The organism is Necropsobacter rosorum (assembly GCF_964241405.1).
Taxonomy (GTDB): domain Bacteria; phylum Pseudomonadota; class Gammaproteobacteria; order Enterobacterales; family Pasteurellaceae; genus Necropsobacter; species Necropsobacter rosorum.
Genome location: NZ_CAXSXF010000004.1, coordinates 123,946 through 150,649, shown reverse-complemented (window position 1 = coordinate 150,649; position 26,704 = coordinate 123,946). Strand labels below are relative to the sequence as shown.

Annotated in this window: 34 protein-coding genes, 1 tRNA gene and 1 pseudogene; 27 read left to right on the top strand and 9 right to left on the bottom strand. The window is 47.8% G+C overall.

Translation table 11 applies throughout. The features are described 5' to 3' along the window. Window positions 1-365 precede the first annotated feature (365 nt). Both rne and ACESOH_RS08960 read left to right on the top strand, forming a co-directional pair. Window positions 366-3,260, top strand: a complete 2,895-nt coding sequence (rne, locus tag ACESOH_RS08965) for a ribonuclease E (protein WP_373100845.1) — start codon at window positions 366-368, stop codon at window positions 3,258-3,260. Window positions 3,261-3,427: 167 nt separating this feature from the next. Then, a tRNA-Ser gene (locus tag ACESOH_RS08960) sits at window positions 3,428-3,517 on the top strand. Window positions 3,518-3,589: 72 nt separating this feature from the next. Here the strand turns inward: ACESOH_RS08960 and priC are convergent. From priC to ACESOH_RS08930, 6 genes are all read right to left on the bottom strand, one after another. Next, the gene (gene priC / locus ACESOH_RS08955; RefSeq protein ID WP_373100844.1) at window positions 3,590-4,147 is read right to left on the bottom strand and encodes a primosomal replication protein PriC; all 558 of its coding nucleotides are present in this window, start codon (window positions 4,145-4,147) and stop codon (window positions 3,590-3,592) included. Between the two features lie 40 nt (window positions 4,148-4,187). Continuing rightward, window positions 4,188-5,546: a Na+/H+ antiporter family protein gene (locus tag ACESOH_RS08950; RefSeq protein ID WP_032093619.1), complete on the bottom strand. Its 1,359-nt coding sequence runs from the start codon at window positions 5,544-5,546 to the stop codon at window positions 4,188-4,190. Between the two features lie 116 nt (window positions 5,547-5,662). Then, window positions 5,663-6,316, bottom strand: coding sequence for a ribonuclease T (rnt, locus tag ACESOH_RS08945; RefSeq protein WP_373100843.1), 654 nt, complete (start codon window positions 6,314-6,316; stop codon window positions 5,663-5,665). 113 nt (window positions 6,317-6,429) lie between these two features. After that, a complete protein-coding gene (gene gloA, locus ACESOH_RS08940; RefSeq protein ID WP_032093620.1) occupies window positions 6,430-6,837 on the bottom strand; it encodes a lactoylglutathione lyase in 408 nt (135 codons plus the stop codon). 122 nt (window positions 6,838-6,959) lie between these two features. After that, on the bottom strand, window positions 6,960-7,685 hold the full coding sequence (gene cmoA, locus ACESOH_RS08935) for a carboxy-S-adenosyl-L-methionine synthase CmoA (RefSeq protein WP_373100842.1): 726 nt from the start codon (window positions 7,683-7,685) through the stop codon (window positions 6,960-6,962). Window positions 7,686-7,754: 69 nt separating this feature from the next. Next, a complete protein-coding gene (locus ACESOH_RS08930; RefSeq protein WP_373100841.1) occupies window positions 7,755-8,264 on the bottom strand; it encodes an isoprenylcysteine carboxyl methyltransferase family protein in 510 nt (169 codons plus the stop codon). Window positions 8,265-8,464: 200 nt separating this feature from the next. Between ACESOH_RS08930 and aspS the strand changes: the two genes are divergently transcribed. From aspS to ruvB, 7 genes and pseudogenes are all read left to right on the top strand, one after another. After that, window positions 8,465-10,231: an aspartate--tRNA ligase gene (aspS, locus tag ACESOH_RS08925; RefSeq protein WP_373100839.1), complete on the top strand. Its 1,767-nt coding sequence runs from the start codon at window positions 8,465-8,467 to the stop codon at window positions 10,229-10,231. A gap of 153 nt (window positions 10,232-10,384) precedes the next feature. Beyond that, window positions 10,385-10,813: pseudogene (gene nudB / locus ACESOH_RS08920) on the top strand (dihydroneopterin triphosphate diphosphatase); the annotation flags it as partial. A 120-nt stretch (window positions 10,814-10,933) separates the two neighbouring features. Then, complete coding sequence (locus tag ACESOH_RS08915; RefSeq protein ID WP_373100838.1) at window positions 10,934-11,674, top strand: YebC/PmpR family DNA-binding transcriptional regulator; 741 nt, start codon at window positions 10,934-10,936, stop codon at window positions 11,672-11,674. Window positions 11,675-11,700: 26 nt separating this feature from the next. Further along, the gene (locus tag ACESOH_RS08910) at window positions 11,701-12,171 is read left to right on the top strand and encodes an ACP-like domain-containing protein (protein WP_373100836.1); all 471 of its coding nucleotides are present in this window, start codon (window positions 11,701-11,703) and stop codon (window positions 12,169-12,171) included. Between the two features lie 46 nt (window positions 12,172-12,217). Continuing rightward, window positions 12,218-12,790 (top strand): crossover junction endodeoxyribonuclease RuvC, encoded by a 573-nt coding sequence (gene ruvC / locus ACESOH_RS08905; protein ID WP_032093625.1) that lies wholly within the window; start codon window positions 12,218-12,220, stop codon window positions 12,788-12,790. A gap of 72 nt (window positions 12,791-12,862) precedes the next feature. Beyond that, complete coding sequence (ruvA, locus tag ACESOH_RS08900; RefSeq protein WP_032093626.1) at window positions 12,863-13,477, top strand: Holliday junction branch migration protein RuvA; 615 nt, start codon at window positions 12,863-12,865, stop codon at window positions 13,475-13,477. 13 nt (window positions 13,478-13,490) lie between these two features. Then, a complete protein-coding gene (ruvB, locus tag ACESOH_RS08895; RefSeq protein ID WP_373100833.1) occupies window positions 13,491-14,519 on the top strand; it encodes a Holliday junction branch migration DNA helicase RuvB in 1,029 nt (342 codons plus the stop codon). Between the two features lie 141 nt (window positions 14,520-14,660). Here ruvB and garD read toward each other — a convergent pair whose 3' ends face one another. The 3 genes from garD to ACESOH_RS08880 all read right to left on the bottom strand — a co-directional run bounded on the left by garD (window position 14,661) and on the right by ACESOH_RS08880 (window position 17,854). Continuing rightward, entirely contained in the window at window positions 14,661-16,214 is a 1,554-nt protein-coding gene (garD, locus tag ACESOH_RS08890; protein WP_373100831.1) for a galactarate dehydratase, read from the bottom strand. 201 nt (window positions 16,215-16,415) lie between these two features. Further along, window positions 16,416-16,886, bottom strand: coding sequence for an aldo/keto reductase (locus ACESOH_RS08885; protein ID WP_373100911.1), 471 nt, complete (start codon window positions 16,884-16,886; stop codon window positions 16,416-16,418). 236 nt (window positions 16,887-17,122) lie between these two features. Next, a complete protein-coding gene (locus tag ACESOH_RS08880) occupies window positions 17,123-17,854 on the bottom strand; it encodes an XRE family transcriptional regulator (RefSeq protein WP_373100830.1) in 732 nt (243 codons plus the stop codon). Window positions 17,855-18,005: 151 nt separating this feature from the next. Here ACESOH_RS08880 and ACESOH_RS08875 point away from each other — a divergent pair, with 151 nt between their 5' ends. The 18 genes from ACESOH_RS08875 to ACESOH_RS08790 all read left to right on the top strand — a co-directional run bounded on the left by ACESOH_RS08875 (window position 18,006) and on the right by ACESOH_RS08790 (window position 26,704). After that, window positions 18,006-18,215, top strand: coding sequence for a helix-turn-helix domain-containing protein (locus tag ACESOH_RS08875; RefSeq protein ID WP_373100828.1), 210 nt, complete (start codon window positions 18,006-18,008; stop codon window positions 18,213-18,215). Between the two features lie 11 nt (window positions 18,216-18,226). Continuing rightward, window positions 18,227-20,248: a transposase domain-containing protein gene (locus ACESOH_RS08870; RefSeq protein WP_373100826.1), complete on the top strand. Its 2,022-nt coding sequence runs from the start codon at window positions 18,227-18,229 to the stop codon at window positions 20,246-20,248. A 36-nt stretch (window positions 20,249-20,284) separates the two neighbouring features. After that, a complete protein-coding gene (locus ACESOH_RS08865; RefSeq protein ID WP_032092028.1) occupies window positions 20,285-20,602 on the top strand; it encodes a hypothetical protein in 318 nt (105 codons plus the stop codon). A 305-nt stretch (window positions 20,603-20,907) separates the two neighbouring features. Then, window positions 20,908-21,825, top strand: a complete 918-nt coding sequence (locus ACESOH_RS08860; RefSeq protein ID WP_373100824.1) for an AAA family ATPase — start codon at window positions 20,908-20,910, stop codon at window positions 21,823-21,825. Further along, window positions 21,825-22,148, top strand: a complete 324-nt coding sequence (locus ACESOH_RS08855; protein WP_373100822.1) for an HI_1482 family protein — start codon at window positions 21,825-21,827, stop codon at window positions 22,146-22,148. The genes ACESOH_RS08860 and ACESOH_RS08855 overlap by 1 nt, the downstream gene beginning before the upstream one ends. 20 nt (window positions 22,149-22,168) lie before the next feature. After that, on the top strand, window positions 22,169-22,417 hold the full coding sequence (locus ACESOH_RS08850) for a hypothetical protein (RefSeq protein ID WP_373100820.1): 249 nt from the start codon (window positions 22,169-22,171) through the stop codon (window positions 22,415-22,417). Then, entirely contained in the window at window positions 22,410-22,931 is a 522-nt protein-coding gene (locus ACESOH_RS08845; protein WP_373100818.1) for a host-nuclease inhibitor Gam family protein, read from the top strand. The genes ACESOH_RS08850 and ACESOH_RS08845 overlap by 8 nt, the downstream gene beginning before the upstream one ends. Before the next feature lie 147 nt (window positions 22,932-23,078). Continuing rightward, the gene (locus tag ACESOH_RS08840) at window positions 23,079-23,276 is read left to right on the top strand and encodes an ANR family transcriptional regulator (RefSeq protein ID WP_032092032.1); all 198 of its coding nucleotides are present in this window, start codon (window positions 23,079-23,081) and stop codon (window positions 23,274-23,276) included. 10 nt (window positions 23,277-23,286) lie between these two features. After that, on the top strand, window positions 23,287-23,451 hold the full coding sequence (locus ACESOH_RS08835) for a hypothetical protein (RefSeq protein WP_373100817.1): 165 nt from the start codon (window positions 23,287-23,289) through the stop codon (window positions 23,449-23,451). After that, entirely contained in the window at window positions 23,448-23,615 is a 168-nt protein-coding gene (locus tag ACESOH_RS08830; RefSeq protein ID WP_373100816.1) for a hypothetical protein, read from the top strand. Before ACESOH_RS08835 ends, ACESOH_RS08830 begins: the two co-directional genes overlap by 4 nt. A gap of 10 nt (window positions 23,616-23,625) precedes the next feature. Further along, complete coding sequence (locus ACESOH_RS08825; RefSeq protein ID WP_032092033.1) at window positions 23,626-23,892, top strand: hypothetical protein; 267 nt, start codon at window positions 23,626-23,628, stop codon at window positions 23,890-23,892. A 68-nt stretch (window positions 23,893-23,960) separates the two neighbouring features. Continuing rightward, a complete protein-coding gene (locus tag ACESOH_RS08820; protein WP_373100814.1) occupies window positions 23,961-24,419 on the top strand; it encodes a gp16 family protein in 459 nt (152 codons plus the stop codon). Window positions 24,420-24,569: 150 nt separating this feature from the next. After that, a complete protein-coding gene (locus tag ACESOH_RS08815; protein ID WP_373100812.1) occupies window positions 24,570-24,950 on the top strand; it encodes a Mor transcription activator family protein in 381 nt (126 codons plus the stop codon). A 150-nt stretch (window positions 24,951-25,100) separates the two neighbouring features. Next, the gene (locus ACESOH_RS08810) at window positions 25,101-25,649 is read left to right on the top strand and encodes an N-acetylmuramoyl-L-alanine amidase (RefSeq protein WP_373100811.1); all 549 of its coding nucleotides are present in this window, start codon (window positions 25,101-25,103) and stop codon (window positions 25,647-25,649) included. Window positions 25,650-25,788: 139 nt separating this feature from the next. Beyond that, window positions 25,789-26,016 carry a DUF2644 domain-containing protein gene (locus ACESOH_RS08805; RefSeq protein ID WP_373100809.1) on the top strand — a complete coding sequence of 76 codons (228 nt, stop codon included), beginning with the start codon at window positions 25,789-25,791 and terminating at the stop codon, window positions 26,014-26,016. Then, window positions 26,009-26,260, top strand: a complete 252-nt coding sequence (locus ACESOH_RS08800; RefSeq protein ID WP_373100808.1) for a DUF2681 domain-containing protein — start codon at window positions 26,009-26,011, stop codon at window positions 26,258-26,260. The genes ACESOH_RS08805 and ACESOH_RS08800 overlap by 8 nt, the downstream gene beginning before the upstream one ends. After that, complete coding sequence (locus ACESOH_RS08795; RefSeq protein WP_373100807.1) at window positions 26,250-26,381, top strand: hypothetical protein; 132 nt, start codon at window positions 26,250-26,252, stop codon at window positions 26,379-26,381. The genes ACESOH_RS08800 and ACESOH_RS08795 overlap by 11 nt, the downstream gene beginning before the upstream one ends. After that, a complete protein-coding gene (locus ACESOH_RS08790) occupies window positions 26,378-26,704 on the top strand; it encodes a DUF2730 family protein (RefSeq protein ID WP_032092040.1) in 327 nt (108 codons plus the stop codon). Before ACESOH_RS08795 ends, ACESOH_RS08790 begins: the two co-directional genes overlap by 4 nt.

The following is a 26,704-nucleotide window of genomic DNA, read 5'->3' as shown; positions in this document are numbered from 1 at the left end:
GCATAAAATGAAGGAATTACCTTGCCAAAATAGCCTTGTCGGTAGATAATAAGGCGGCTTTTTAAGTGAGTAAAACGGCTTAAAAACGCCTTTGATATCATTGAATCCGGCAATGCGGCATACGGCATAAGACATCACGGATTCAATCAGTGAGCCTGATTAAAAACAGCGACAGCTTGCAGAATGATGATTAATCGATTTTGTTTTATCGGCGTATTACTTTGCGGTGGATTCCGGTAACGCAATCAATGCACCCAGCGACTGACGGTCGGGAGACGGACATGGCGCGACAGACACGAGGTCGATTGCGAAGCAAAGTGCGGTGATTTTTAATCAAGAATTATGAAAATATAAGAGACAATTTAATGAAAAGAATGCTGATTAACGCGACTCAAAAAGAAGAGTTGCGCGTTGCTCTGGTGGACGGGCAGCGTTTATTCGATCTGGATATTGAAAGTCCGGGTCACGAACAGAAAAAAGCCAACATTTATAAAGGTCGCATCACGCGGGTAGAACCTAGCCTTGAGGCGGCTTTCGTCGATTACGGTGCCGAACGGCACGGTTTCCTTCCGCTGAAAGAAATCGCCCGCGAATATTTCCCGGCCGATTATGTGTATCAGGGACGTCCGAATATTCGCGATATTTTACGCGAAGGGCAGGAAGTGATCGTACAGGTAAACAAAGAAGAACGCGGCAATAAAGGGGCGGCATTGACCACCTTTGTATCGCTGGCGGGAAGTTATCTGGTGATTATGCCGAATAATCCGCGCGCCGGCGGTATTTCCCGCCGCATTGAAGGCGACGAGCGTCTTGAACTGAAAGATGCGTTAAGCTCGCTGGAGGTGCCGGAAGGCGTCGGGCTTATCGTGCGTACCGCCGGTGTCGGTAAGTCGCCGGAAGAACTGCAATGGGACTTAAAAGTATTGCTGCATCACTGGGAAGCCATTAAACAGGCTTCCGAAAGCCGCGCCGCGCCGTTTCTGATTCATCAGGAAAGCGATGTTATCGTGCGCGCAATCCGCGATTATCTGCGCCGTGATATCGGTGAAATTTTAATCGACAGTCCGAAAGTTTACGAAAAAGCCAAAGCGCATATTAAACTGGTGCGCCCGGACTTTATTAACCGGGTCAAACTGTATCAGGGCGAAGTGCCGCTGTTCAGTCATTATCAGATTGAATCGCAAATCGAATCCGCCTTCCAGCGTGAAGTGCGCCTGCCGTCCGGCGGTTCTATCGTTATCGACGTGACGGAAGCCTTAACCGCAATCGATATTAACTCCGCCCGTTCCACCCGCGGCGGCGATATTGAAGAAACCGCGTTGAATACCAATCTGGAAGCGGCGGATGAAATCGCCCGTCAGTTGCGTCTGCGCGATTTGGGCGGTTTGATTGTCATTGATTTTATTGATATGACGCCGGTTCGCCACCAGCGTGAAGTGGAAAACCGGATGCGTGATGCGGTACGTCAGGATCGGGCGCGTATTCAGATCAGCCGGATTTCCCGTTTCGGCTTGCTGGAAATGTCCCGTCAACGTTTAAGTCCGTCACTGGGCGAATCGACTCATCATGTGTGTCCGCGCTGTCAGGGTACAGGGAAAATCCGCGATAACGAATCCCTGTCCTTATCCATTCTGCGTTTGCTGGAAGAAGAGGCGCTGAAAGAAAACAGCAAGCAGGTGCATACCATTGTGCCGGTGCAAATCGCCTCTTACCTGCTCAATGAAAAACGCCGGGCGATTAGCAGTATTGAAAAACGGCATAATGTGGATATTGTGGTGGCGCCGAGTGAAAATATGCAGACCCCGCAATTCAGCGTGTTCCGCGTGCGTGATGGCGAAGATGTGAACGAATTAAGTTACAATTTGGCAAAATTGCACGAAAATGAGGAAGACAGCTTTACGGCGGAAGAATCCTTGGTCAACCGTAATACCGAAGTGGCGGCGGTGACCACGGAAAGTATTCTGGAAAATGCCGCCGTTTCTCTGGCCATCGATACGCCGGCGCCGATGCCGACCGTACACAAGGAGGAAACTCCGTCATTACTTGAGCGCATTATTGCGAAAATCAAAAGCCTTTTTGCCGCCGAAGTGGTGGAACAAAAGCCGCAGGAAACGCGTAATAATAAAAGCGGCCGCAACGGCAATCGTCGCACTCAGGAGCGTCGTAACACTCGCCGCAACCGTAATGAAAAGGCGGACGGTAAAACCAACGATGAAAGCACTGAGCGCAGCGAACGTAATACGGAAAAAGCGCCGGATAATGTGCGGGTGAACCGTAATAAACGCACGAAAAAAGCACCGGCAGCGGAAGAGGTTCAGCCTAAGTCGGCGGAAAATAACGCGGTAAACGACGAGGAACGCGAACCGGCAGCGAATCAGCCGCGTCGCCAGCGTCGCGATTTACGCAAAAAAGTCCGGGTCAGCGACAATGACAATCCGTCACCGGAAAAACCGGTTGAACCGGCAGCGCAAATAACCGCTGAACAAACGCCGTTTGAGGAAACATTGAGCGAACAGGTTGAAGCACCGGTTATTGAGACTGCCGAGGAAGACGGCGGCGAGAAAGAAAAACGTCGGGACGGGCGCGATAATAATCGCCAGCGTCGCCTGCCGCGCCATTTACGGGTCAGCAAACAACGTCGCCGCAATAATTCTGAGGCGAAATCGCCGATGCCGTTATTTGCCGCGGTGGCTTCACCGGAATTGGCAAGCGGTAAAGTCTGGATCAATATTAAAGAGGTCAATGCGGCGAAAAACAATTCGTTTTTATCCGTAGATGAACTGCTGGAACAGCAGAATCAGCAGGATGAAGAGGTTGCGGTGGTGTTGCCGGCCACGGAAGTATTGGTCGAAGCGGCACAAAACGAGTCGAAACCGTTGGCCAATTTCGTTGCCCAGCCTGCCAATGAATCGGTAGAGAAAAAAGTGCAGGAATCGTTACAGCGCCTGAATGTGGTGCAAACCGAGGCGCAGCCGACGACGCCGGCCGAACCGCCGCAAAATGAACCGGCTTCAGTAGAAATGATGCCGGAAAGCGACCGCACTTATCACTTTGATGGTCGTCAACTCGGAACGATTTCCGCCGTGGCGCATACCAAAGCGGCAATGACGCCGGCGACAGCCATAGAAAGCGAGCATGCGCCTTATCCGATTGTACAATGGCAGGATTCCCGCTATTACTTCCACGGCAAAGGTTCGGCGGGGCATCACAGTGCCGTCAGTCATGTTTATTCGGAACCGACCCGCGCGAAAGCGGAATAATCCGTTACTGAATTAAACTAAAATCCGAAAGATTGGCTTTCGGATTTTTTATGCGCGTTTTCCGGCGCTGAAAAGTTGTTGCAAAAAAAAGCAATTGAATCAAAACGCGTTTTTCCGCGCTTGACTTAACCGGGTAAAGCACGTATTATTCCTCACGCTTAAATCACGGAGGAATGGTCGAGTGGTTGAAGGCACCGGTCTTGAAAACCGGCGAGGGTTTACGCCCTCCGTGAGTTCGAATCTCACTTCCTCCGCCATCAAATTCAATAAAGCCTGTCAGGATAAGCCGACAGGCTTTTTTCATTCAGTTTCGCTGTGATTGCGGGTAATCAGTCTTGTTTTAACGCCAGATACTCTTCCAGCAGTTCAATCGCTTCCAGACAGCGCAGACGGCGTTGTTTGGTGATTTCGGTCTGCCGTAAGTAGTATTGTTTTGCACTGTGGTCGGTTGTGCGCATATAGCCGGCGTGCTGTTTTTCAAGTTTTTCGTTCAGCGCCTGTAGCGCGGCATAATATTTTTCCAGTCGTTCGCGCGGCGGCAGCTGGTGGATTAGCTGTTTTTGCCGTTCCCGCGCGGAGGCGCTGGTTTCTGCGATTGTCGCTGGATGGCGGGATGTGGGGGTCAGCGCATCGGCAAGCGCATTGCATTGCGCCAGCAGTTTGTGACTGTAAAACCGATATTGCGCCGCATCGTTGCCTTGCAGTTTTTCTAAGCTGGCCAGCGTGTGCTCCAGCTCCCGTACATAAAAACCGAAAGACTGAAAATCTTCACTGAATAAAGTGCGGTCGAATTTGGCAAAGATTTTGCGCTCTTCCGCGAAATGATATTGAGCATAAAACCGCGTCAATGTGTGTCGCAGACGCCGGATAAGTTCGGATTTTGTCATAGCCTAATAAATCGGGCGCCGTTGTGACGCCCGTATAAGATTAAAGATACATCGCCGCAATCCAGCCGAAAACCAGCAGCGGAATATTGTAATGGATAAAGGTCGGCACCACGGAATCCCAGATGTGATCATGTTTACCGTCCATATTTAACCCGGATGTCGGCCCCAACGTCGAATCGGACGCCGGCGAACCCGCATCGCCCAAGGCCGCCGCCACACCGACGATAGACACCGTGGCCAACGGCGAGAAGCCGAGCGATAAACACAGCGGCACATAAATCGAGGTAATAATCGGTACGGTGGAAAATGAGGAGCCGATCCCCATGGTAATGAACAGCCCCACCAGCAACATTAAAAAAGCGGCCAATCCTTTATTATTGGCGCCCAGCCCCTGACTGAAGGTATCGACCAACACATTGACGCCGCCGGTGGCGTTAATCACCGCAGCGAAACCGGAGGCGGCGATCATCACGAAACCGATCATCGCCATCAGACGCAGGCCCTGCTGGAAAATATCGTTGCTTTCTTTTAATTTAAAAATACCGCACAGGGCGAAAATAATTAAACCGGCCAAACCGCCGATAATGGTGGAACTGGTGATCAGCTGCAACCCGAAGGTGATAATAATCGCCACCAGACTGGCGGTGACATGAAAGGGTTTGATGCTGGCGATATGCCGTTCAATCTCGGCGGTGGTCAGCGTTTGATGCGATGCGGCGTACTCGCGCGGTTTGCGGTAGCTGATGAATACTGCGGTTAATAAGCCCAGCACCATTCCGATCACCGGAATTGTCATCGCCAGCGAAACTTCGCCCACCGAGGTTTGCAAACCCAGCGGCGCGCCCACCTGATTGATATTTTTGACCAGCACGCTTTCAATAAAGATTTTCCCGAATCCCACCGGCAACAGCATATAAGTGGCGGTTAAACCGAAGGTCAGTACGCAGGCTACCGCGCGGCGGTCGATTTTCAATTTGTTGAAGATGGACAGCAGCGGTGGGATCACAATCGGAATAAACGCAATATGCACCGGCAGCAGGTTTTGTGAGGAAATCGAGAATAACAGCAGTACCGCAAGGATAAAATATTTGAAGCCCGCCATGGAACGGCTTGTCGGCGTCCGGCCGAGCCGTTTGATCACATTAAACGCCAACAGATCGGTGATCCCGGATTTTGAGATCGCCACCGCAAAAGCGCCCAGAATGGCGTAATTCATGGCGACTTCCGCGCCGCCGCCCAGTCCGCCGGTAAAACTTTTTATGGTTTCGCTGATATTCAAATCACTGCAAAGCCCCGCGGTTAAGGCGGCGATAATCAACGCGATGACCACGTTAATGCGCAGCAGACTTAAGGCGAGCAAGACAATGATAGAAATCACGACAGGATTAGTGAATAACATGAGGTATCGTCCTTATGGAATGAATGAGAGAAAAGTGTGGTTCAATTTACTAAAAATAAAAGTTTTGTCTATTACTTTTATAAATCTCACCGCACTTTTACTCAATCAGTTTGATTTTATTCAGCAATATGGGGAAAACCGCCGAGATTTTTTAAATGATTGACCATATAACAGAACAGCTCCGCGGTGCGTTGCGTATCATACAGGGCGGAATGCGCCTGTTTGTTGTCGAAGGGGATTTTCGCCGCCTGACAGGCTTTAACCAGCACCGTCTGCCCGAACATCAGCCCGCTTAAGGTCGCCGTATCGAACATGCCGAACGGATGAAAAGGATTACGCTTAATGCCCGTACGTTCCGCCGCCGCCATCAGAAAGCCCTGATCGAACGCCGCGTTGTGCGCCACAATAATCGAACGCTGGCAGTCGGCGTCTTTTTGTGCGCGGCGCACCATTTTAAACAGTTCGCCGAGGGCGAGATGTTCCGAAACCGCACCGCGCAAGGGGTTATCGATATCGATGCCGTTGAATTTTAAGGAATCGGGATTAATGTTGGCGCCTTCAAACGGCTGAATATGGAAATGACATTGTTGATCGGGCGCCAATAGGCCGTTTTCGTCCATTTTCAGCGTAATGGCCGCCAGTTCCAGCAGCGCGTCGGTACGTGCATTGAACCCGGCGGTTTCCACATCAATAATTACGGGAAAGTAGCCGCGGAAACGATTTTTAAGCAGATTATAATTGGTCGGTTCGGCGGGGGGAGTGGTTGTCATAATAAATTCCGAATGCGTGGGATAAAAAATATTAAGGCGGATTGAAAATTTCCGCCCGTAAATCATAGCCGGCAGGCGGTAAGCTCAGCCCGCCTGCGCAGTGAACAGTAAAATCAGTTGCCTAATCCTGCCTGAGCGCTTTTATTTTCGATAAATTCGATTTTATAGCCGTCCGGATCTTCGACGAAAGCGATTACGGTAGAACCGCCTTTAACCGGGCCGGGTTCGCGGGTGACTTTTCCGCCGGCGGCTTTCACCGCTGTACAGGTGGCATAAATATCGTCCACGCCGATAGCGATATGGCCGAACGCCGTACCGAGTTCGTATTCGCTCACGCCCCAGTTATAGGTCAGCTCGATCACGGCGGAGGTTTCCTCATCGCCATAGCCTAAAAACGCCAGTGAATAGCGGTATTCGGGGTTTTCGCTGGTGCGCAGCAGGCGCATGCCCAGCACGTCACGATAAAAGTTGATTGCGCGTTGTAAATCGCCCACGCGTAACATGGTATGTAAAATTCGCATCATTTCCTCCGCGTTAATACGTTTAAAGAGTAATAAAACGCTGAGATTATGCCATAACCGGGGTAAAAAATCATTAATTGCGGCAAAACGGGCGCTCAATCAGCGGCAAATCGCTGGCGGCGTTATTTCACAGCGATCATCGAACCGAAATTAAAACACTGAAACCACAGTTCGGTGTGAGAAAATCCCACCGATTTTAACCGCACTTTATGCTGTTCGATACTGTCGGTGCGCATGACGTTTTCCAGTGCGGTGCGTTTCTGGCTGACTTCCAGTTCGCTGTAGCCGTTAGCGCGTTTGAACTGATGATGCAGATCGATCAACAGATCGTTGATCCGGTCGTCCTCGAAACGGAATTTTTCCGACAGCACCAGCACGCCTTGCGGATTCAGCCCGTGATAAATGTTTTGCAGCAACGTCAGGCGGTCTTCCGGCGGCAGAAACTGTAAGGTGAAATTTAAAATCACCATGGAGGCGTTTTCAATGCGGATACGGCGAATGTCATCGCACAAAATCTCCACCGGAATATCGCTGTGATAGGCGTTGATATGCTGGCGGGCGCGTTCCACCATGGGGCGGGAATTATCCACGCCGATAATGTTGACGTTCGCGTATTTAATATTGCGCCGGGCGGAAAGGGTCGCCGCGCCCCGCGAGCAACCCAAGTCGTACACTTGGCTGTTCGGCGTGACGAAACGTGCGGCCAGCATGCCGATCGCGGTGATAATATTGGCATAGCCGGGTACCGAGCGCTGGATCATGTCGGGAAACACTTCCGCCACGTTTTCATCAAAAGTAAAATCGCCCAGCTTTTCAATCGGGGTCGAAAATAGCGTATCTTTTGGCATGATGTTCTATCATTCAGGGAAAAAGTGCGGTCATTTTAGAAGAAGTTTTGCCGCCCGACAAATAAATTTTCAGCCTAAATGCGCCATCGCGCGCTGTTCCTGCCGTATGCGGATAAACAAGATCACCCCGTAAAGCGGCAGGCCGAACAGCGCGGTATATTTGGCATGGCAGAGCAGCGCCAGACCGATTAATTCGGGAATAATATTTAAAAAATAATTGGGATGACGCACATAGCGAAACAGAAAGGAGCGATTGATCCGATGATTGGGCAGAATATAGATTTTTACCGTCCAGATTTCCTTCAGCTGGCGGATCACATAAAACAGCGCGATAAAAGCGAAAATAAGCAGCAACAGACCGAGCTGAGACAGGGCGTCAAAGCCGATTTGATTGCGGTTGGCCTCAATAATCGCCGCAAAATAAAAGACGATGTGGGCGGCGGAAAGCAGGGCGGAATTGCGCTTGCCGTATTGCTGCGCGCCGTTTTTGATGAGATTTTTTTCATTTTTGATGGAAATGGATAGCGAATAAAACCGAATAGCCAAAATGGCTACAAATAACATATTGATAGTTAACATTAAATATCCTTGCATTATTAATTTTTAGCGCGAATAATGTTAGCAGTGATTGTGTTTTTATCCAATGCGAAACGGATTGGTCGGAGCAGAAAACGATTACGGACGCCTGAAAAGTGCGGTGAAAACAAATCGTGTTTTTTAACCCGATTTTCGCTATAATCTGGCGGTTAATTTCTCTCATTTTATTCAAGGAATATTCTATGATGCGAACTCATTATTGCGGTGCGTTAAACCGCGAACACATCGGGCAGGCCGTGACCTTAAGCGGCTGGGTGCATAAACGGCGCGATTTGGGCGGGTTGATTTTTATTGATATGCGCGATCGCGAAGGCATTGTGCAGGTCTGTTTTGACCCGGCTTTCCCGGACGCGCTGAATGCCGCCGGTGCGTTGCGTAATGAGTTTTGTATTCAGATTAGCGGCGAGGTGATCGCCCGTCCGGCGAATCAAATCAACCGAAATATGGCGACCGGCGAGGTGGAAGTGCTGGCCAAAGCGCTGACCGTGTATAACGCCGCCGAGGCGCTGCCGCTGGATTTCAATCAGAATAATACCGAAGAACAGCGCCTGAAATACCGTTATCTGGATTTACGCCGTCCGGAAATGGCGCAGCGTTTGAAAGCCCGCGCCAAGATTACCGCGTTTGTGCGCCGTTTTATGGATGCCAACGGCTTTTTGGATATCGAAACCCCGATGCTGACCAAAGCCACGCCGGAAGGCGCGCGCGATTATCTGGTGCCGAGTCGGGTGCATAAGGGCAAATTCTATGCCTTGCCGCAATCGCCGCAATTGTTTAAACAGCTGCTGATGATGTCCGGTTTCGATCGCTATTATCAGATTGTGAAATGTTTCCGCGATGAAGATTTACGCGCCGACCGCCAGCCGGAATTTACTCAAATCGATGTGGAAACCTCATTTTTAACCGCGCCGGAAGTGCGCGCGATCATGGAACGGATGATCCACGGCTTATGGCAGGATATTCTGGGCGTGGATTTGGGCGAATTTCCGGTGATGACCTGGCAGGAAGCCATGCGGCGTTTTGGTTCGGACAAGCCGGATCTGCGCAATCCGCTGGAAATGGTGGATGTGGCGGATATCGTCAACGACGTGGATTTCAAGGTGTTCAGCGGCCCGGCGCAGGATCCGAACGGACGCGTGACGGCTATCCGCGTACCGAACGGGGCGAGTATCACACGCAAACAAATCGACGAATATACCCAATTTGTCGGGATTTACGGCGCCAAAGGTCTGGCGTGGCTGAAAGTCAACGAGGCGGGCGCCGGTCTGGCCGGCATACAAAGCCCGATTGCCAAATTCTTAAACGAAGAAAAAATTAAAGCGATTTTAGACCGCACTTCGGCGCAAAGCGGCGATATATTGTTCTTCGGCGCGGATAAATGGCAAGTGGCGACCGATGCGATGGGCGCGCTGCGTTTGAAATTAGGCCGTGATTTAGGCTTGACCCGTCTGGATGAATGGCAGCCGCTGTGGGTGATTGACTTCCCGATGTTTGAACGCGATGACGAGGGCAATCTTGCCGCGATGCACCATCCGTTCACCTCGCCGAAAGCCTTTAGCCCGCAGCAGCTGGAAGCGGATCCGACCGGTGCGGTGGCCAATGCCTATGATATGGTGATCAACGGTTATGAAGTGGGCGGCGGTTCGGTGCGGATTTTTGATCCGGCGATGCAGCAAACCGTGTTCCGCATTCTGGGGATTGACGAACAGCAACAGCGTGAAAAATTCGGCTTTCTGCTGGATGCCCTCAAATTCGGCACACCGCCGCATGCGGGGCTGGCTTTCGGGTTGGATCGCTTGGTGATGCTGCTGACCGGCACGGACAATATCCGCGATGTGATCGCATTCCCGAAAACCACGGCCGCCGCCTGTTTGATGACGGAAGCGCCGAGCGTTGCAAATCCGCAGGCATTGGCGGAACTGGGGATCGCAGTGGCAAAAAGCGAATAATCTTAAACGACCGGGCGGATTAACCGGCGCCCTTTACCGTTTATCCGACGGCGCAACGCATATCCGTTTGCAAACAGGCTGTTGGCAAAGGTAATGCGTTGTCGGTCGGGTAGCAACAGGGCGGGGCGGTGATGCCCGAATCGGATAGCGCTGATGAAATATAAAAATCCTCATTCCATTCTTGCCGTGATCTACGCGCAAAACAGCGGGCGGGTGTTAATGTTGCAGCGCCGGGACGATCCGAGCTTCTGGCAATCGGTGACCGGCTCGCTGGAGAGTGGCGAGTCGCCCTATCAGGCGGCGGTGCGGGAAGTGAAAGAAGAAACGGGAATTGATATTGCGGCGCAACACCTAAGCCTCATCAATTGCAACGCGCGTATAAAATTTGAAATTTTTCCGCATTTTCGGTATAAATACGCGCCGCATGTCACACATTGCACGGAATATCCGTTTTTATTGGCGCTGCCGCAGGAATGCGAACCGCGCTTAAGCGAGCATTTAGCTTATCAATGGCTGGACGCCCGACAGGCGGCGGCGTTGACGAAATCCCCGAATAATGCACAGGCGATTAGAACATATTTAATAGATAAAAGTGCGGTTGAAAATTTATCGGTTTTTTCACCGCACTTTAACGACGATAATAAGGTTTGTCGTTTGCGGAGGCAAAGCGACGAAACCGCAGCAACGTAAAAGGAAAATAACATGGCAGGACATAGTAAGTGGGCCAATATTAAACACCGCAAAGCGGCACAGGATGCACAGCGCGGTAAAATTTTCACCAAATTAATCCGTGAGTTGGTTACCGCTGCCAAAATCGGCGGCGGCGATGCCGGATCAAATCCGCGTTTGCGTGCGGCGATTGATAAAGCGCTGGCCAGCAACATGACGCGCGACACCATTAACCGCGCCATTGATCGCGGTGTCGGCGGCGGCGATGACACCAATATGGAAACCAAAATTTACGAAGGTTACGGCCCGGGCGGAACTGCCGTGATGGTTGAGTGTCTAAGTGATAACGCCAACCGTACCATTTCGCAGGTGCGTCCGAGTTTTACCAAATGCGGCGGCAATCTGGGCACGGAAGGTTCGGTCGGTTATTTGTTCAGCAAAAAAGGCTTGATCTTAATTGCGAGCGGTGACGAAGACGCATTGACCGAAGCCGCTATCGAAGCCGGCGCCGACGATATTCAGGTACAGGAAGACGGCAGTTTTGAAATTTATACTGCGTGGGAAGAATTAGGCGCCGTGCGTGATGCGATTGAAGCGGCGGGCTTTAACGTGCAGGAAGCGGAAGTCACCATGATCCCGTCCACGACGGTGGATCTGGATGCGGAAACCGCACCGAAATTATTAAGATTAATCGATATGCTGGAAGATTGCGATGACGTACAGAACGTCTATCATAACGGCGAAATCAGCGATGAAGTCGCCGCATTGCTTTAATTGACAGAATTTTTCAGGAGAAACCAATGAAATTTATCTCATCTTTAGCATTAATCGGATTATCAGTCGCCTTAGCCGGCTGTGATGACAAACCGCAACAGGCGTCGGCAGCCCCTCAGGACGCGCCGAAAGCGCAGGTACAAGAAGCGCCTAAAGCCGAGCAGCCCGCTCAACAAACCGTGACTAAAACCGTCGAATACGCCTGCGGTGCGGACAGTAACGAGCCGGTTATCGTAACCTATCGTTTTGAAGGTCAGGAACCGGTGGCGGCGGATGTGGTGTTCAAAGGCCAGAATGTGTCGGCCTCCGGCTTTATGCGTGATACGAACGATCAGGAGAGCGCAAGATTTATCAGCGCGGATAAATTTGTTTGGGTCGCCGATAACTTTACGCTGGATAACGTGGATAAAGTCAACGGCAACATGTTGTATGTGGACGGTAAAGAATCCGATGAGATTCTGGTAAAATACTGCGCCACCCCGAAATCGGTTAAATAATCAAACATAAGCGGGCAATAGCTCGCTTATTTTTTGCGGCAGGTTTATGACGGTTATTTTAGGTATCGATCCCGGCTCGCGCGTAACCGGCTACGGCGTGATTCGCCAGCAGGGGCGACAGCTGGACTATCTCGGCAGCGGGGCGATCCGCACATTGGCGGAAGATTTGCCGACCCGGCTGAAACGCATTTATGCCGGCGTGACGGAAATCATCACGCAGTTTCAACCGGATATGTTTGCGATCGAAGAAGTGTTTTTAGCTAAAAACGCCAGCTCGGCGTTAAAGCTCGGACAGGCGCGCGGCACCGCGATTGTGGCGGCGGTGAATCATGATCTGCCGGTGTTTGAATATGCCGCGCGGCTGGTGAAGCAGACCGTAGTCGGCATCGGATCGGCGGATAAAACGCAGGTGCAGGATATGGTGACCCGCATCCTGAAATTATCCGATACGCCGCAGGCGGATGCGGCGGATGCCTTAGCCATTGCGATTACCCATGCGCACAGCATGCCGCATTCGCTGCGGGTGGCGGACAGCGTGAAAAGCTCAGAAACGCAGGAAAAACTGACCGCACTTTTAGGCACGCGTTACAGCCGCGGGCGCTTTCGGCTTAAAATCTGACGTTAAAAAACTGGATATTTATCCAGTTTTATTTTATGCTATGCAAAATTTTTATCGAAGGTAAATCACATTATGATCGGTCGTTTAAAAGGATTGCTGATTGAAAAGCAACCGCCGGAAATTCTGTTGGATGTGCAAGGGGTCGGCTATGAATTATTGCTGCCGATGACCAGTTTTTATAATCTGCCGGAAATCGGGCAGCAAGTCACATTATTTACCCATTTAACCGTGCGTGAAGACGCCCATTTATTATTCGGATTCTCGCATAAAAACGACCGCACTTTATTCCGCGAACTGATTAAAACCAACGGCGTCGGCCCGAAACTGGCGTTAGCCATCCTGTCTGCGATGTCCGTCACGGAATTCGCTTATGCGATTGAGCGGGAAGAGTTATCCCGGCTGACCAAAATTCCGGGCGTGGGTAAAAAAACGGCGGAGCGGTTGCTGGTGGAATTAAAAGGCAAATTCAACGGCATGCAGCAGGCGGATTTCTTTGTGCAGAGCAGCCGTCTGCCGAGTGCGCCGAAAAACGCCTCGGCGTCCGATATACAAGTAGATGACGCGGTTGCCGCCTTGATCGCCTTGGGTTATAAACAAAACGATGCGGAAAAAATGGTGAACAAAATCGCCAAACCGGAGTTGAACAGCGAACAATTAATCCGCGAGGCATTAAAAGCCGCGTTGTAACAGACAGATAACTATGATTGAAGCAGACAGAATTATCAGCGCGACGGCAAAGACGGACGAAGAATATATTGATCGTGCGATTCGCCCTAAACTGTTGACCGATTATGTGGGACAGCCGCAGGTTTGTGAGCAGATGGCGATTTTTATTCAGGCGGCGAAACTGCGTCAGGATGCGTTGGATCACTTGCTGATTTTCGGCCCGCCGGGACTGGGAAAAACCACGTTGGCGAATATTGTTGCCAATGAAATGGGAGTGAATATCCGCACTACATCGGGGCCTGTGCTGGAAAAAGCCGGCGATCTGGCGGCGATGTTGACCAATCTCGAACCGCACGATGTGCTGTTTATTGATGAAATTCATCGTTTATCGCCGGCAATCGAAGAAGTGCTGTACCCGGCGATGGAAGATTATCAGCTGGATATTATGATCGGCGAAGGCCCGGCCGCCCGCTCGATCAAGCTGGATTTACCCCCCTTCACCCTGATCGGCGCCACCACGCGCGCAGGCTCGTTAACATCACCGCTGCGGGATCGTTTCGGTATTGTACAGCGTCTGGAATTTTACTCGGTGGAAGACTTAACCGCGATTGTCAGCCGCAGTGCGGGATGTCTCAATTTAACCCTTGAGCTCGGCGCCGCACAGGAAATCGCCTGCCGTTCACGCGGCACGCCGCGAATCGCCAATCGCTTACTGCGCCGGGTGCGTGATTATGCCGATGTCAAAAACGGCGGCGTGATTTCCGCACTCATCGCACAATCCGCCTTATCTATGCTGGATGTGGATCCCGCCGGCTTCGATTTTATGGATCGCAAGCTGCTCAATGCCATTATCGAACGCTTCGACGGCGGCCCGGTCGGGCTGGATAACCTGGCCGCCGCCATCGGCGAAGAACGTGATACCATCGAAGATGTCTTAGAACCTTATTTAATCCAACAGGGCTTCCTACAACGCACCCCCCGCGGCCGCATCGCCACCGCGAGAACTTATCGGCATTTTGGGTTGGAAAAGTTAGTTGATTTTACGGGAAATGATAATAGGTAATGAGAGATTGAATGACACCGAATATGCTTAAGAAAAGTGAAGTCCAGAATATTTTTATTAATTTTATTAAAGCGAGTTGAACTATTGGAATCAATGTTAACTCGCTTTTATTCGTTTCTATTGATAGTTTTATTGCAAATATCAGGTCACTGGTGCAGGGTTGAAAACAGATAATTGATTATATAATCCCCATTTATCCGACCAGGTTTGTTTGCGTCCGCTTGCTACTTCAATAATTTCGTGGAAAATACGCCAACCTACCTGCTCAATGGTTTCTTTTCCTGTTGCGATTGTTCCGGTGTCAATATCCATTAGGTCAAACCAACGGTTTGCTAAGTCTGTACGCGTTGCAAGTTTGATAACAGGTACGGCTTTTAAACCATAGGGGGTTCCTCGACCTGTGGTGAATAATTGTACCGTGATACCTGAAGCTAATTGTTGTGTGCCGCAAATAAAGTCACTTGCAGGTGTCGCAGCGTAAATTAAGCCTTTTTTCGTCGGACGCTGACCGGGTGACAGCACTTCTACAATATTGCTTGAACCTGATTTTGCGATAGAGCCTAGCGCTTTTTCTACTACATTTGCCAAACCGCCTTTTTTATTGCCCGGAGAGGGGTTGGCACTACGATCTGTTTTACCCATATCAAGATAATCGTCATACCATTTCATTTCTTCTAACAATCTCTTTCCAACTTCAATGGTTTCAGCGCGTGGAGTAAGTAAATGTATGGCATCACGGACTTCCGTTACTTCAGAGAACATGAACGTAGCCCCGGCACGTACAAGCAGGTCTGCCGCAAAGCCGACAGCCGGGTTTGCTGTTACACCGGAGAAAGCATCTGAACCACCGCATTGAGCTCCGACTACTAAATCTGATACAGGGCAAGTTTCGCGTTTGCGTTGGTTGAGTTTTTCTAAATGTTGTTTAGCTGTTTTTAGTATTTCGTTAACCATTGCTTCAAAACCGACATATTGTTCGTCTTGTAAGCTTGTAATGCTGGTTTCTTTGAGTTTGATTGGATAGGTGTCAACAGTACCTTCTAATAAACGCTGCGGTTGTAATTTTTCACAACCTAATCCGATTATCATAATTTCACCGCCAAAATTAGGATTTAGGGCGATATTATGAATAGTGCGAATCGGCACAATAGCGGCTGGTGCATTAATCGCAACGCCACAGCCATATAAGTGATTTAAACCAACAACCCCGTCAACATTGGGATAGTCGGGTAGCAATTCTTTTTCAATAATATTCACCACATAATCTACTACACCTGCTACACAATGCACGCTCGTAGTGATTCCAAACATATTTTTGGTACCTACACTGCCATCTTTATTACGATAGCCTTCAAAGGTATAACCATTTAAAGGCTCTAATTTAGGGGCTTGACGTGTTGCTACTGGAAGCGTTTCGAGTGGTGGCGCTTTAGGTAAAGTCACCAGTGATTCATCAATCCAAGCTCCTTGCAAGATATCTTTAACAGCATAACCAATTACTTCACCATAACGTATGATTTCCCCGTTTTTGGGAATATTCATAAGAGCGATCTTATGACCTTGAGGGATATGTTCAATTGAGATTAATCCGTCATCAAATTGTGTTCCCTCTGGTAAACCGTTGCTGTTAACAATGATGGCAACGTTGTCCGCCGGATGTACTTTAATGTAAAGTGGTTTTTGTTGCGATATCATAGAAAACTCTCCATTTCTTAACAATATAAATTAATACAATTTACTTAAATGTAATTAAAAAAATATCTGAAAACATTGGAAGAATGCCTAATTTTTACAAGGTAATATGGGAAAATATTGTTCATTATGCTGATTAAACGTCATATAAATTAAGTGCGCCCAAATCAATAAATTGAAGAAATAAAGACCGCACTTTTATCGCTAAACAATATCTAAATGCACTCGAGAAGTTGGGGGCGGAAAGGCTTTATTTAAACGAGCAAGTTGATCTTTAGTTAAATTCATTGATAGACATGCGATATTATCTTTTATATGTTGTATTTGGCCTGCCTTAGGTATCGCAATCATATTGGGTTGGGCTAATACAAATAACAATAATACCTGGTGTGCGGTGCACTGGAGTTCATCCGCAATCGCATTGATTTCCACATGGCTGAGAAGGTTTCGTTGTAACGTTCCTGCCTGAGCAAGTGGACAGTATGCCATAGTTGGAATAGTATGTTTGTCCTGCCAGGGTTTTAGAGCATATTCAATACCACGGGAGCCTAAATGAAAAAGCACTTGATTTACCTGGCAATTTTTACCATTGGATTTACCAAGTAATTCTTTCATGTCTTCCAAATCAAAATTTGATACACCCCAGGCACGAATTTTGCCTTTTGTTTTATGTATCCAACCACTAAAGATGAGAAAAACAAAAAGAAATAGGGATTTGGTTGAAATAAGCGGGAATATGTTGGCAGGAACCAGATAAAACGGGGGTTGGCAGAGTGTCAGCCCCTTTTTTATTTGTTGAGAAAAAGAAGAATAATGAAATGGGAAAAATTTTGGGGTTTGGCGGAAAATGGCGAAATAACCACTTGAAATGAGAAATTTAAACGCGGCTTTAAATTTTGTTTAAATCCGGTTTAAGTGAGATTTTTGCCGATGTGCACCACTTGCCCGATAACCTGTAAATCTTCCGCCTCGGCTTGCGTTAAGCGGATTGGCGGGTATTCATCTTTGTTATCTGAAATCAGTTCCAGCCCGTCCCAGTTGATTTTTAGGCGTTTCACCCACACGCTGGCGCCGTTTTGCACCAAGTAAATTTTATCGCCTTTAATCTCTTTCTTTGATAAATCCACCAACATCTGATCGCCGTCGTCAATGGTCGGGCGCATTGAAACACCGTCCGCCCAGAAAACGGCGCCGTGGCGCGGTTTTACGCCGAGTTTATGTAACAGTTCAGCCGAATACGGCACCTGTCCGTCGGGCTGTGTCACGCCCTCATTAAAGCTGCCATAACCTGCCGAAACATTAATAGAAGAAAAGCTATTAACCATTGTCACACCACTAATATCTTGATTTGCCTTTGTAGATTTAGGATCTCCTTGCCCTGTAGCCAGCCATTGCACACTTACGTCTGCATAGTTTGCCAATGCGATTAAATTATCTAGTGTTGGTAGGCTCGTATCCGTTAGATAGTTATGCAGAGTGCTATAAGAAATTCCAGCTTCTTTTGCAAATGCTCTACCGCTCTTATTTCCGATCAATTCCCTCAACCGTTCACTAAAAGAAGATCCTTTTCCTGATGATAGAAAAGGAACTTGACCGCTTTTAGGTTCTTTTTGTTCCTTTTTAGAGTTCACAAGGGTTTCCATTGTTTTTACCTTCTATAAAGAAATTTATAAAAAGGAACAAAAAATGTTGACCTGTTCCTTTTTATGATCAATAATAATATTACATTGAATAACACGGCAGTGTTATTCGTTGTAATACCCTTTTAATTTAACAGAAAAAGGAACAAATGCAATGATTAATGATTGGGAAAGGATAGATATTATCTATGCTTTAAAGAAAAAAGGAACAACCCTGGCGGCGTTATCACGTCAATCCGGACTTAATTCTAGAACATTAAATAATGCTTTAGAGCGCCGTTATCCAAAAGGAGAACGAATTATTGCAACTGCAATCGGTGTAACTCCTGAAATTATTTGGCCTTCTCGGTATGCCAACCGTTAATTGGAGAATATATGAAAACGTGGGTTACAGTTTCTGAAGTAGTTGATTGCCCGAGTGCTCCAAATACGGAACGGGGATGTAGAAAATTTTTAGATAAATTGTTTATTCAACATCCGCAGGCAAGACGAAAAAGACAGGGTACAAAAGCCTTTGAATATGATGTGAATTATCTTCCGCAACAAATTCAGGCTGAAATTGTTGTTATTCAGAGTAAAACCGCCGCCAACACACTCCCCGCCTTAGCCACCCCGCCCGCACCGGCGAAAGCCCCGGTCGAAGCGCAGTTGCTTTGGGCGCAGTACGAACAAGGCACCGCCAAGGCGCAGAATGCGGCGAAGTTGAAACTGGGTACCATGTTTGCCGTGGCGGAATTGGTGAATGCCGGCGTGAAACTGCTGGACGCTTTTGAACTGGTGTGCGGTAAGTATAACCGCGAATGTGCCGAAAAAGGGGAAAAACCGCTTTCTGTCGGATCATTAAAACGCTGGTGGTATCACATTAAAAACGCCGACCGCAGCCTGTGGTTGCCGCTGTTGATGAGCGAGCAAGGCAGTAACAGCAAAAGCCGCGAAGCCGCCTTCAGTGAAGAAGCCTGGGCATTTTTCAAAGCGGATTATTTCCGCAACGAACGCCCGCAATTCGGCAGTTGTTACGAACGGTTGAAACGCGCCGCCAAGGCGAACGGGTGGGACATTCCAAGCCCGTCAAGTATTAAACGCAAGATTGAACGGGAAATCCCGAAAACCCACCAAGTGTACTTGCGCGAAGGGGAATACGCCATGAGCCGCTATTTCCCGGCATTGGTTCGCACCGTGGCGGATATAGACGCCATGGAATGGGTGAACGGCGACGGTTACAAACACAACGTGTGGGTGGAATGGCACAACGGCCACATTATCCGTCCGAAAACCTGGCTGTGGCAGGACGTGCGCACGCGCAAGGTGCTTGCCTACCGCTGCGATGAAACGGAAAACACCAACATGATCCGCCTGGCGCTGTTGGATGTGGTGGGCAAATACGGCATACCGAAACACCTCACCATTGACAACACCAAAGCGGCCGCCAACAAGAAAATGACGGGCGGGGTGAAAAACCGTTACCGCTTTAAAGTGCGCGAAGACGAAGTGCAAGGGATTATCCCTGCCTTGGGTATCGAACTGCACTGGACGACGGTGCGCTACGGGCGCGGACGCGGGCAGGCCAAGCCGATTGAACGGGCGTTTTCGCACGGCGGTTTGGGCGAGCTGGTGGACAAACACCCGAGCCTTGCCGGGTTCCACGCCGGCGACAACCCGTTAGATAAGCCGGACAACTACCAAGGCAATAAAGCGGGCGCCGCCTATGCGGATTTTATCTTGGCGCTGGAAGAAGGCATTCAGATGTTTAACGAGCGCATCAACCGCGAAACGGAAATCTGCCAAGGGAAATTAAGTTTCAACGAAGCCTTCGAGCGGGATTTCGCCTTAGTGGAAAAACGCATCGCCACGCCGGAACAATTGCGTTATCTGCTGACATTGCATGAAGAAGTGACCTTGAAAGCCAACGGCACCTTTGAATTGAAGGCGGGCGGCAAGGTGAACGGCCTGCAAAACCGCTACGAAGCCTACGATTTAATCGGCACGCCGCATAAACACGTGGTAGTGCGGTTTGACCCGAACAACTTACACGACAAAGTGTGGGTGTATAGCTTAGACGGTGCGTATTTAGCGGAAGCGACCTGTACACAACGGGCGGGCTTCGGCGACACCAATGCCGCCCAAGACCACTCGCGTAAAGAACGCGAATTTGTGCGCCACACCAAAAAAGCCGCCCTTGCCGCACAGGAAATGGCGGCGCAACAAGCGGCGCAATACTTGCCGGAAGTGGAATTTGACGACACCCCAAGCGAACCGCAAATGTGGGAAGTGATCCACCAAGAAGGCAGCACCCTGCGCAAGCGTGAAGTCGTATTGGAAGAGGATGAACAAGTCTCACCGTTCCAACAAGGCATCAATAATTATTTAACCATGGCTAAAAAAGAAAAAGGGCTTTAAAACGGGTTTAAAGCCGAGCTAAGTGAGGATAAAACTATGTTAACTGAAAACATAAAAACCATTCAAACCGATGATTCCCCTTTTGATGATGAATTTCAAGCACGTTTTTTTATCGGTTTAGAGAAGATGAAAAAAATGCGGGGTCATCAAACTCAGGAAGCCAGTCGGGCAACTGAAAATCAATGGCACGCTGAATGTTTGTCAACGCTAGCAAGAAAGTGGGAATTGGCTGAAGAGCTTGTTCATCTCGAATCAAGTTGTCTGTCAATGAAAGGCACTCTTCAAGAATATCAAGCCGCATTACGAAACGCCATTGTAGATAGAGTAAAAGGGAAATCATTAACTCTCCCCTAAAGCCAAAATGTTTTGATAGCTGCTTAAGGTAATCGTTTCGCTCTTGTTCAGATTTAATGCTCATGAATGTTCCGCGATAGTGATGCCAATCTATTTCTAACTGATGAATAGAGGTTGAGCAGCTTAAAAATAAAAAGCGATATAAACGTTTCATGATTTTAGGATTAAGTCCTTCAAATAGAGCGGATGATTGTTTTGCTGACTTGTTGATTAGTGTTTCAAATTCATCTTGTTCAATGTTCAGGAATGAAGAGAAATTAGACATAGATATAAACCTACCCTTAAAAGAAAACAAGGACAATATTATGACACTCATTGACCAAATTAAACCACTTTTAGAACAACAAATTTTCACCCAACGCGATATTGCCCAGCAAAGCGGCATTTCCGCCGGTGCGTTGAGCACCTACTTAAAAGGCGTTTACAAAGGCAATATCGACAACATTGAAAGCGCGCTTGCCAACTGGCTTGACACGCGCAAAAAGAAAGAACAAGTGTTTGTGGAAGCACCGCACTTTATTGAAATTCCGACTGCGAAAAAGGTGTTTGCCTCGCTTGATATGGCAAAAATCCTGCCGACCATGGTCACCGTTTACGGCGCAAGCGGCGTAGGCAAAACCAAAGCCTGCCAAGAGTATGCGAAGAACAACCACAACGTGTGGATGATTACGGCAAGCCCAAGCAGAGCGACATTAAGCAATATTTTGTATGAACTGGCGTTAGAACTCGACGTTAACGATGCACCTCGTCGCAAAGACCGCTTATCACGCATGATCACCAAGAAACTTAAAGGTACGCAAGGCTTAGTGATTATCGACGAAAGCGACCACTTGCCTTATGACGCGCTTGAAGAGATCCGAATCATACAAGAAGAGACCGAAACCGGCTTTGCGCTGATCGGCAACGACAAAGTGTACACCCGCATTCAGGGCGGCGTGAACCAAGCCCATGAATACGCCCGGTTATGGTCTCGCATTGGCAACAATTGCGGCGTAAAAGCCTCGACACGTGGCGATATTAAAGCCATTGCACAGGCTTGGGGCTTGGATACTGCTGACAAAGATTTAATGACGGCGCTTTACGACATCGGAGGCCGTGCAGGTGGCTTACGCGCTTTAACCCAGTATTTACGCCTTGCAGGGATGACAGCCAAAGGACAAAGCACAGTGATCACCCTAGACCTGATTTTACAGGCTCAAGCACAAATGAAAGGAGCAAATTAATGGGAAACGCCCGAAAAATCAACCGCACTTTAGCCACACAACCCCACCCTGTGTTTGGCGGTTGCAACAAAATTGCACTGGGCTATTTATCACAAACGCAAAAATGCGTTTATACCCTCAACAAAATGGGCTTGCATGTGGCAAGCATTGACTTTGACAAAATCAAACCCCGTGTACGGGTCGATACCAATAGTATCACCGAAAAACTGGAAAAAACCGGACAGGCCCTTGCCTACGTTCAAGGCAATGACGGTGCACATTGGGTGGAATACCAGATGATGGTAGAAGGCATCAAAGTCGTTTGGCGCAGTTATTTACATTAAACAACTACAGGAGAAAGACAATGAGCATGAACTGGCAAAGAAAATACATCATGGAAACCTATGATCTACCATTCTTGCGAAAAGGCTTAAATATTAAGTGCGGTCAAGACAGCGGAAAAATCATTGGATTTAGCAACGGCAAAATCAAAGTGAAATTAGACTTCGGCGGTCAAGCATTTTTCCATCCTACTTGGGAAATGATTTACCTCAAAGGCAGTGAAGTGTTAGCAGATTTTACAACTAAAACAACAGGAGAAAACCATGGCTAAAAAAGCAACCCGAATTAAAACCGATACCTTTGTAGTGCGTTACCAAACTCGCGATGAAGTGGAAACGGCAATCAAGGAAATTGGCGATTTAAACCGCGAATTAGAACGCCTAGCGATTGAACAAAACGACCGTTTAGCGGCAATCACCGAAGAATACGCGCCATTAATGAATGAAGTAAAAGACAAAACCAAGCCGATGATGGAAGCCGTGCAAGCGTGGTGCGAAAGCCACCGTGATGAACTTACCTTAAATGGCAAAACCAAAACCGGCACGTTCAACACAGGCGAAGTGCAATGGCGACAACGCCCGCCATCAGTGGGCATTCGTGGCACAGACAGCGTGTTAGAAAGTTTACACACTTTGGGTTTAGTTCGCTTTATCCGCACCAAAGAAGAGGTGAACAAAGAAGCCATGTTAAACGAGCCGGAATTAGCGGCAACCGTGGCAGGCGTCACCATTAAAACGGGCGTGGAAGATTTTGTGATTACGCCGTTTGAACAAGAGGTGGCGTAATGTGGTTTGAAACCTTCATTATCACAGGCTTTACCCTTTCCGGTAGCGGTATGATTTGGCTCATTATTAACGATTAAAGCCCTTTTCAATGCGCTTTAAACCCGATTTAAGGCGCATTTATAAAGCGTTTTTACACAGGAGAACCTTATGAACAAAAACATCAACAAGTTTGATCGCTTTAAGTATTACAGCGAGAAAGCAGCAAAAAGTGAGCGCAAAGGCGAATTGCTTGATGCAAAAGAACAATGGCTGGTGGCAGAACTGAATGCTATCGGACCGAAAAATAGAGAATGGTGCAAACGCCGCGCGGCATTTTGCGACCGAGTATTAAGAAACCCATTTTAAGGTGGACACAATGGCGAAATATATAGCCCGTTTTTATTGCTTAGTTGAAGCAGTTGTTGAATCTGAAAGCAATGAGCAAGTATTAGATAAATGTGATTTAAACACATTCAACATAAACAACTTACCGCACACCATCACTGAAATTGATGACGTCGTCGAAGTGGAGGAAGTATGACAACACAAGAAAAAACGCGTTTAGATGAACAGCTTGAAAACGCAGCAAAACAACTGATTCACGCCTTACGCGCCCTACGCCAAGGGCAAACACAACACGCAGCGGTATATGTGGGCAATGTGCAAAATCAGTTGCCGGGGTTGAGAATGAGATTGGTGAGATAAGGGGATAACAATGACAAAACAAGAGTTCTTTCGCAATAATTCATTAGCTGGTTCTTTGGCTATTTTAGCACTAGATGAAGGTGGCGATCGGCTTAATGAGCTTTATCAAGCTCTTTTAGATTATAGAAATATGCCTATCAAAGACTTTTTAAGCGAATTTGATGAAGAGATGAGTGAGAAAGAGTTTTTATCTTATGTTAACTGTAGCTTGAACGACGTGGCAGAACAGATAAAACAAGTCAGAAAGTTTATTTGTTTAAGAATGCTTGTCTTATAAACCCCATTTACAGCCCACTTAAATCCGTTTCAGTGGGCTGAATAATGTGTTTTAACAGGAAGAAAACAATGTATCAAACCAAACCCAAACTAATACAGCTGATCCACATTGCTAAGCAAAAGCTATCAATGGATGAATTTAGTTATCGCGCTATGCTGGAGCGATTAACCGGCAAAACATCTTGCAAGGAAATGACCATCGCAGAATTAATGCGCGTACAAGCTGAAATGGAAGCTAAAGGATTTAAAAAAACAAGCCGTCGCCACCATTCACCAAGTGGCAAAAGTGCGGTAGTAAAAAGCAATATTGCCCATAAAATCCGTGCAATTTGGATTGAAATGTACAAAGAGGGAATTATCCGAGATGGAACCGAGCGCGCATTAAATGCTTGGGTGCGAGCTGTTGCAAATCCAATGTTAGAACGTCGAAATCAACCCATCGTACTTAATGTTGGTGCTTTAGATGATCGGGTGGCAACTATTGTGCTGGAACGCCTGAAGAAATGGCGGGAAAGAACTATAGAATAAACTTTTTTAATCGCCTGAAATGGCGATTTTTGTTTTTAAAATCATTATATTAAGTTTATTTGACATTTTATTAAGCAAAAAAATATCACATAAAACGAAATAGAATCGCTATAATTTTAACCATTATTAATTGGCTTAAAATGGTGGACTATGTTAAGTGATCAAATTGAAACATTTGAACAAAAAGCCCCGGAAATACTAGCGGATTTAGCACGTCATATTGAAGCTGAATTAATATCAGCAGCGTCAGCCAATGATACGTTGACAAATGAAAAAGCTAAACAGGTCGGCATCGAGATCGCACATAAAATCGCGCATGCATGGGGCGGCGAAGTTATTTATATTCCGCGTAATTTAATATTATTGCTTAATGAGCGAGATCGCAAAATTTGGCAGGAATTTAACGGGTTCAATCACCGTGAACTGGCTCGTAAATATAAAGTATCAATGCAGTGGGTATATCAGATCGTAAAGAAAATGCGCAAAGAAGAAATTGCCCGCCGGCAGTTTGATATGTTTGCAGAAAATTAATCGCTAAACGTGAAAAAATACGCCCGAAAGGGCGTTTTTTTATAAGCAAAATTTCCCCACTCTGTTCTTTAAACGACTTTAAAATATCTTCTATCGCAAACTCTTTAAACTGTCTTTTAAACCCATTTAAAGAATTTTTAAGGAGTTTATGTGAAATCCCAAATTGCCAAAATCGTTATTCACTGCTCAGCCACCCAAAACGGCAAACAATTACGCACCGCAACCCAAACCGCCGCGCAGCGTATCGACGCATGGCATAAACAGCGAGGCTTTAAACGGCAGGCCTACAATACCAGACAGTTCAATTCGCACTTGCAACATATTGGCTACCACTTTGTGATTGACACCGACGGCACCGTCGAAACTGGTCGCCGAGAAGGGGAAACCGGCGCACACGTTAAGGGGCATAATCTCAACAGTCTTGGCATTTGTTTGGTCGGTGGTATCACTAAAGATAAACGCAATCACGGCGAATATACCACCGAACAATGGCTTGCCTTGCATAAATTGCTGCGTCAGCTTGAAGCCAACTATCCCAGTGCTCGCATTTGTGGACATCGTGATCTAAGTCCTGATTTGAATGGTGACGGCACAATCACACCGAATGAATGGATTAAAAATTGTCCGTGCTTTGATGTGTGGAGCTGGCTTGATAGTGAACAAGTTATCAATGTTGATCATTTGTTTAAGGGGGAATGATGAGTGCCTCAATGCGTTTTCCCAATTATAAAAACCGCTTTACCCGGGGTTGGTGTATGAGTAACAACGCCAAGAAAAATAAATCTATTAATGGTGGTACAACTGCTGCAAAAGCCTTTTACTTACGCTGGAGTTACTAATGACATTAAAAGAGCTGATTACCAATGCCGACGGACGCTTATCAACTACGGCATTTATCCAATTCTTCGGCGCGCTGCTGATGGCGGGTATTCTGGTGTTCTGCGTATGGCTTAATCGCCCATATGTGCCGGAACTGTTTATGACCTTTGCTATTTTCAGCGCGGGCGGCGCGGCGACCAAAGGGTTTGCCAACGCCATAAACCGCAAAGGGGAAAACAATGATTAACCTATACGTCATCGGGGCGGTGCTGGCCTTGATTATCGGCGGCATGGTGTACACCCGCCGGCAAGCTGCCAAAATCCGCAAGCAACGGGAAGAAATCGAATTGGTAAAACGTGAAGCGGCAGCCGCCGCACAGGAGTTGGAAAATGCTGATACATCGAAAAACATTGCCGAAACTAACCGCACTTTGTCTGCTAAGTCTGTTGATGAGCGGTTGCAGTCAAAAGGTTATTTCCGTGAAGACTAGCGGTTGTTCCGCCTTCGGCCTGATTTATCCGAGCCGCAAAGACACCGACGAAACCAAACGGCAGGTGCTGAACCATAACCTGACCTACGAAAAAATCTGCAAGAAGGAAACCGTTAAATGATGGACTTATTAGAGTTTATCCAAAAGCACTGGGGCTTGGTTGCCACCGTGATGGGGTCGGTTTGGGCAGGCATGAAGCTGTCGATGGACAGCAAATACCCGAAGCGGAGCGAAATTGATGAGATCCGCAAGAATATCGACCAAGTGGAACAGCGTTTAACCAAAGTAGAAGATACCTTGGAACATATGCCGACTAAAGAAGATTTAAGTGCATTAAAGATTTTAATGACCGAAATCAAAGGCGAAACCAATACCACCAATGCACGCCTTTCTACGCTAAGCCATCAAGTCGCATTGCTCATTGAAGAGCGTGTTAAGGGGTAA

Coding starts and splice junctions, on each gene's coding strand:
- rne (WP_373100845.1), top strand. CDS start 366: ATGAAAAGAATGCTGATTAACGCGACTCAAAAAGAAGAGTTGCGCGTT.
- priC (WP_373100844.1), bottom strand. CDS start 4,147: ATGACAAAATCCGAACTTATCCGGCGTCTGCGACACACATTGACGCGG.
- ACESOH_RS08950 (WP_032093619.1), bottom strand. CDS start 5,546: ATGTTATTCACTAATCCTGTCGTGATTTCTATCATTGTCTTGCTCGCC.
- rnt (WP_373100843.1), bottom strand. CDS start 6,316: ATGACAACCACTCCCCCCGCCGAACCGACCAATTATAATCTGCTTAAA.
- gloA (WP_032093620.1), bottom strand. CDS start 6,837: ATGCGAATTTTACATACCATGTTACGCGTGGGCGATTTACAACGCGCA.
- cmoA (WP_373100842.1), bottom strand. CDS start 7,685: ATGCCAAAAGATACGCTATTTTCGACCCCGATTGAAAAGCTGGGCGAT.
- ACESOH_RS08930 (WP_373100841.1), bottom strand. CDS start 8,264: ATGTTAACTATCAATATGTTATTTGTAGCCATTTTGGCTATTCGGTTT.
- aspS (WP_373100839.1), top strand. CDS start 8,465: ATGATGCGAACTCATTATTGCGGTGCGTTAAACCGCGAACACATCGGG.
- ACESOH_RS08915 (WP_373100838.1), top strand. CDS start 10,934: ATGGCAGGACATAGTAAGTGGGCCAATATTAAACACCGCAAAGCGGCA.
- ACESOH_RS08910 (WP_373100836.1), top strand. CDS start 11,701: ATGAAATTTATCTCATCTTTAGCATTAATCGGATTATCAGTCGCCTTA.
- ruvC (WP_032093625.1), top strand. CDS start 12,218: ATGACGGTTATTTTAGGTATCGATCCCGGCTCGCGCGTAACCGGCTAC.
- ruvA (WP_032093626.1), top strand. CDS start 12,863: ATGATCGGTCGTTTAAAAGGATTGCTGATTGAAAAGCAACCGCCGGAA.
- ruvB (WP_373100833.1), top strand. CDS start 13,491: ATGATTGAAGCAGACAGAATTATCAGCGCGACGGCAAAGACGGACGAA.
- garD (WP_373100831.1), bottom strand. CDS start 16,214: ATGATATCGCAACAAAAACCACTTTACATTAAAGTACATCCGGCGGAC.
- ACESOH_RS08880 (WP_373100830.1), bottom strand. CDS start 17,854: ATGGAAACCCTTGTGAACTCTAAAAAGGAACAAAAAGAACCTAAAAGC.
- ACESOH_RS08875 (WP_373100828.1), top strand. CDS start 18,006: ATGATTAATGATTGGGAAAGGATAGATATTATCTATGCTTTAAAGAAA.
- ACESOH_RS08870 (WP_373100826.1), top strand. CDS start 18,227: ATGAAAACGTGGGTTACAGTTTCTGAAGTAGTTGATTGCCCGAGTGCT.
- ACESOH_RS08865 (WP_032092028.1), top strand. CDS start 20,285: ATGTTAACTGAAAACATAAAAACCATTCAAACCGATGATTCCCCTTTT.
- ACESOH_RS08860 (WP_373100824.1), top strand. CDS start 20,908: ATGACACTCATTGACCAAATTAAACCACTTTTAGAACAACAAATTTTC.
- ACESOH_RS08855 (WP_373100822.1), top strand. CDS start 21,825: ATGGGAAACGCCCGAAAAATCAACCGCACTTTAGCCACACAACCCCAC.
- ACESOH_RS08850 (WP_373100820.1), top strand. CDS start 22,169: ATGAGCATGAACTGGCAAAGAAAATACATCATGGAAACCTATGATCTA.
- ACESOH_RS08845 (WP_373100818.1), top strand. CDS start 22,410: ATGGCTAAAAAAGCAACCCGAATTAAAACCGATACCTTTGTAGTGCGT.
- ACESOH_RS08840 (WP_032092032.1), top strand. CDS start 23,079: ATGAACAAAAACATCAACAAGTTTGATCGCTTTAAGTATTACAGCGAG.
- ACESOH_RS08835 (WP_373100817.1), top strand. CDS start 23,287: ATGGCGAAATATATAGCCCGTTTTTATTGCTTAGTTGAAGCAGTTGTT.
- ACESOH_RS08830 (WP_373100816.1), top strand. CDS start 23,448: ATGACAACACAAGAAAAAACGCGTTTAGATGAACAGCTTGAAAACGCA.
- ACESOH_RS08825 (WP_032092033.1), top strand. CDS start 23,626: ATGACAAAACAAGAGTTCTTTCGCAATAATTCATTAGCTGGTTCTTTG.
- ACESOH_RS08820 (WP_373100814.1), top strand. CDS start 23,961: ATGTATCAAACCAAACCCAAACTAATACAGCTGATCCACATTGCTAAG.
- ACESOH_RS08815 (WP_373100812.1), top strand. CDS start 24,570: ATGTTAAGTGATCAAATTGAAACATTTGAACAAAAAGCCCCGGAAATA.
- ACESOH_RS08805 (WP_373100809.1), top strand. CDS start 25,789: ATGACATTAAAAGAGCTGATTACCAATGCCGACGGACGCTTATCAACT.
- ACESOH_RS08800 (WP_373100808.1), top strand. CDS start 26,009: ATGATTAACCTATACGTCATCGGGGCGGTGCTGGCCTTGATTATCGGC.
- ACESOH_RS08790 (WP_032092040.1), top strand. CDS start 26,378: ATGATGGACTTATTAGAGTTTATCCAAAAGCACTGGGGCTTGGTTGCC.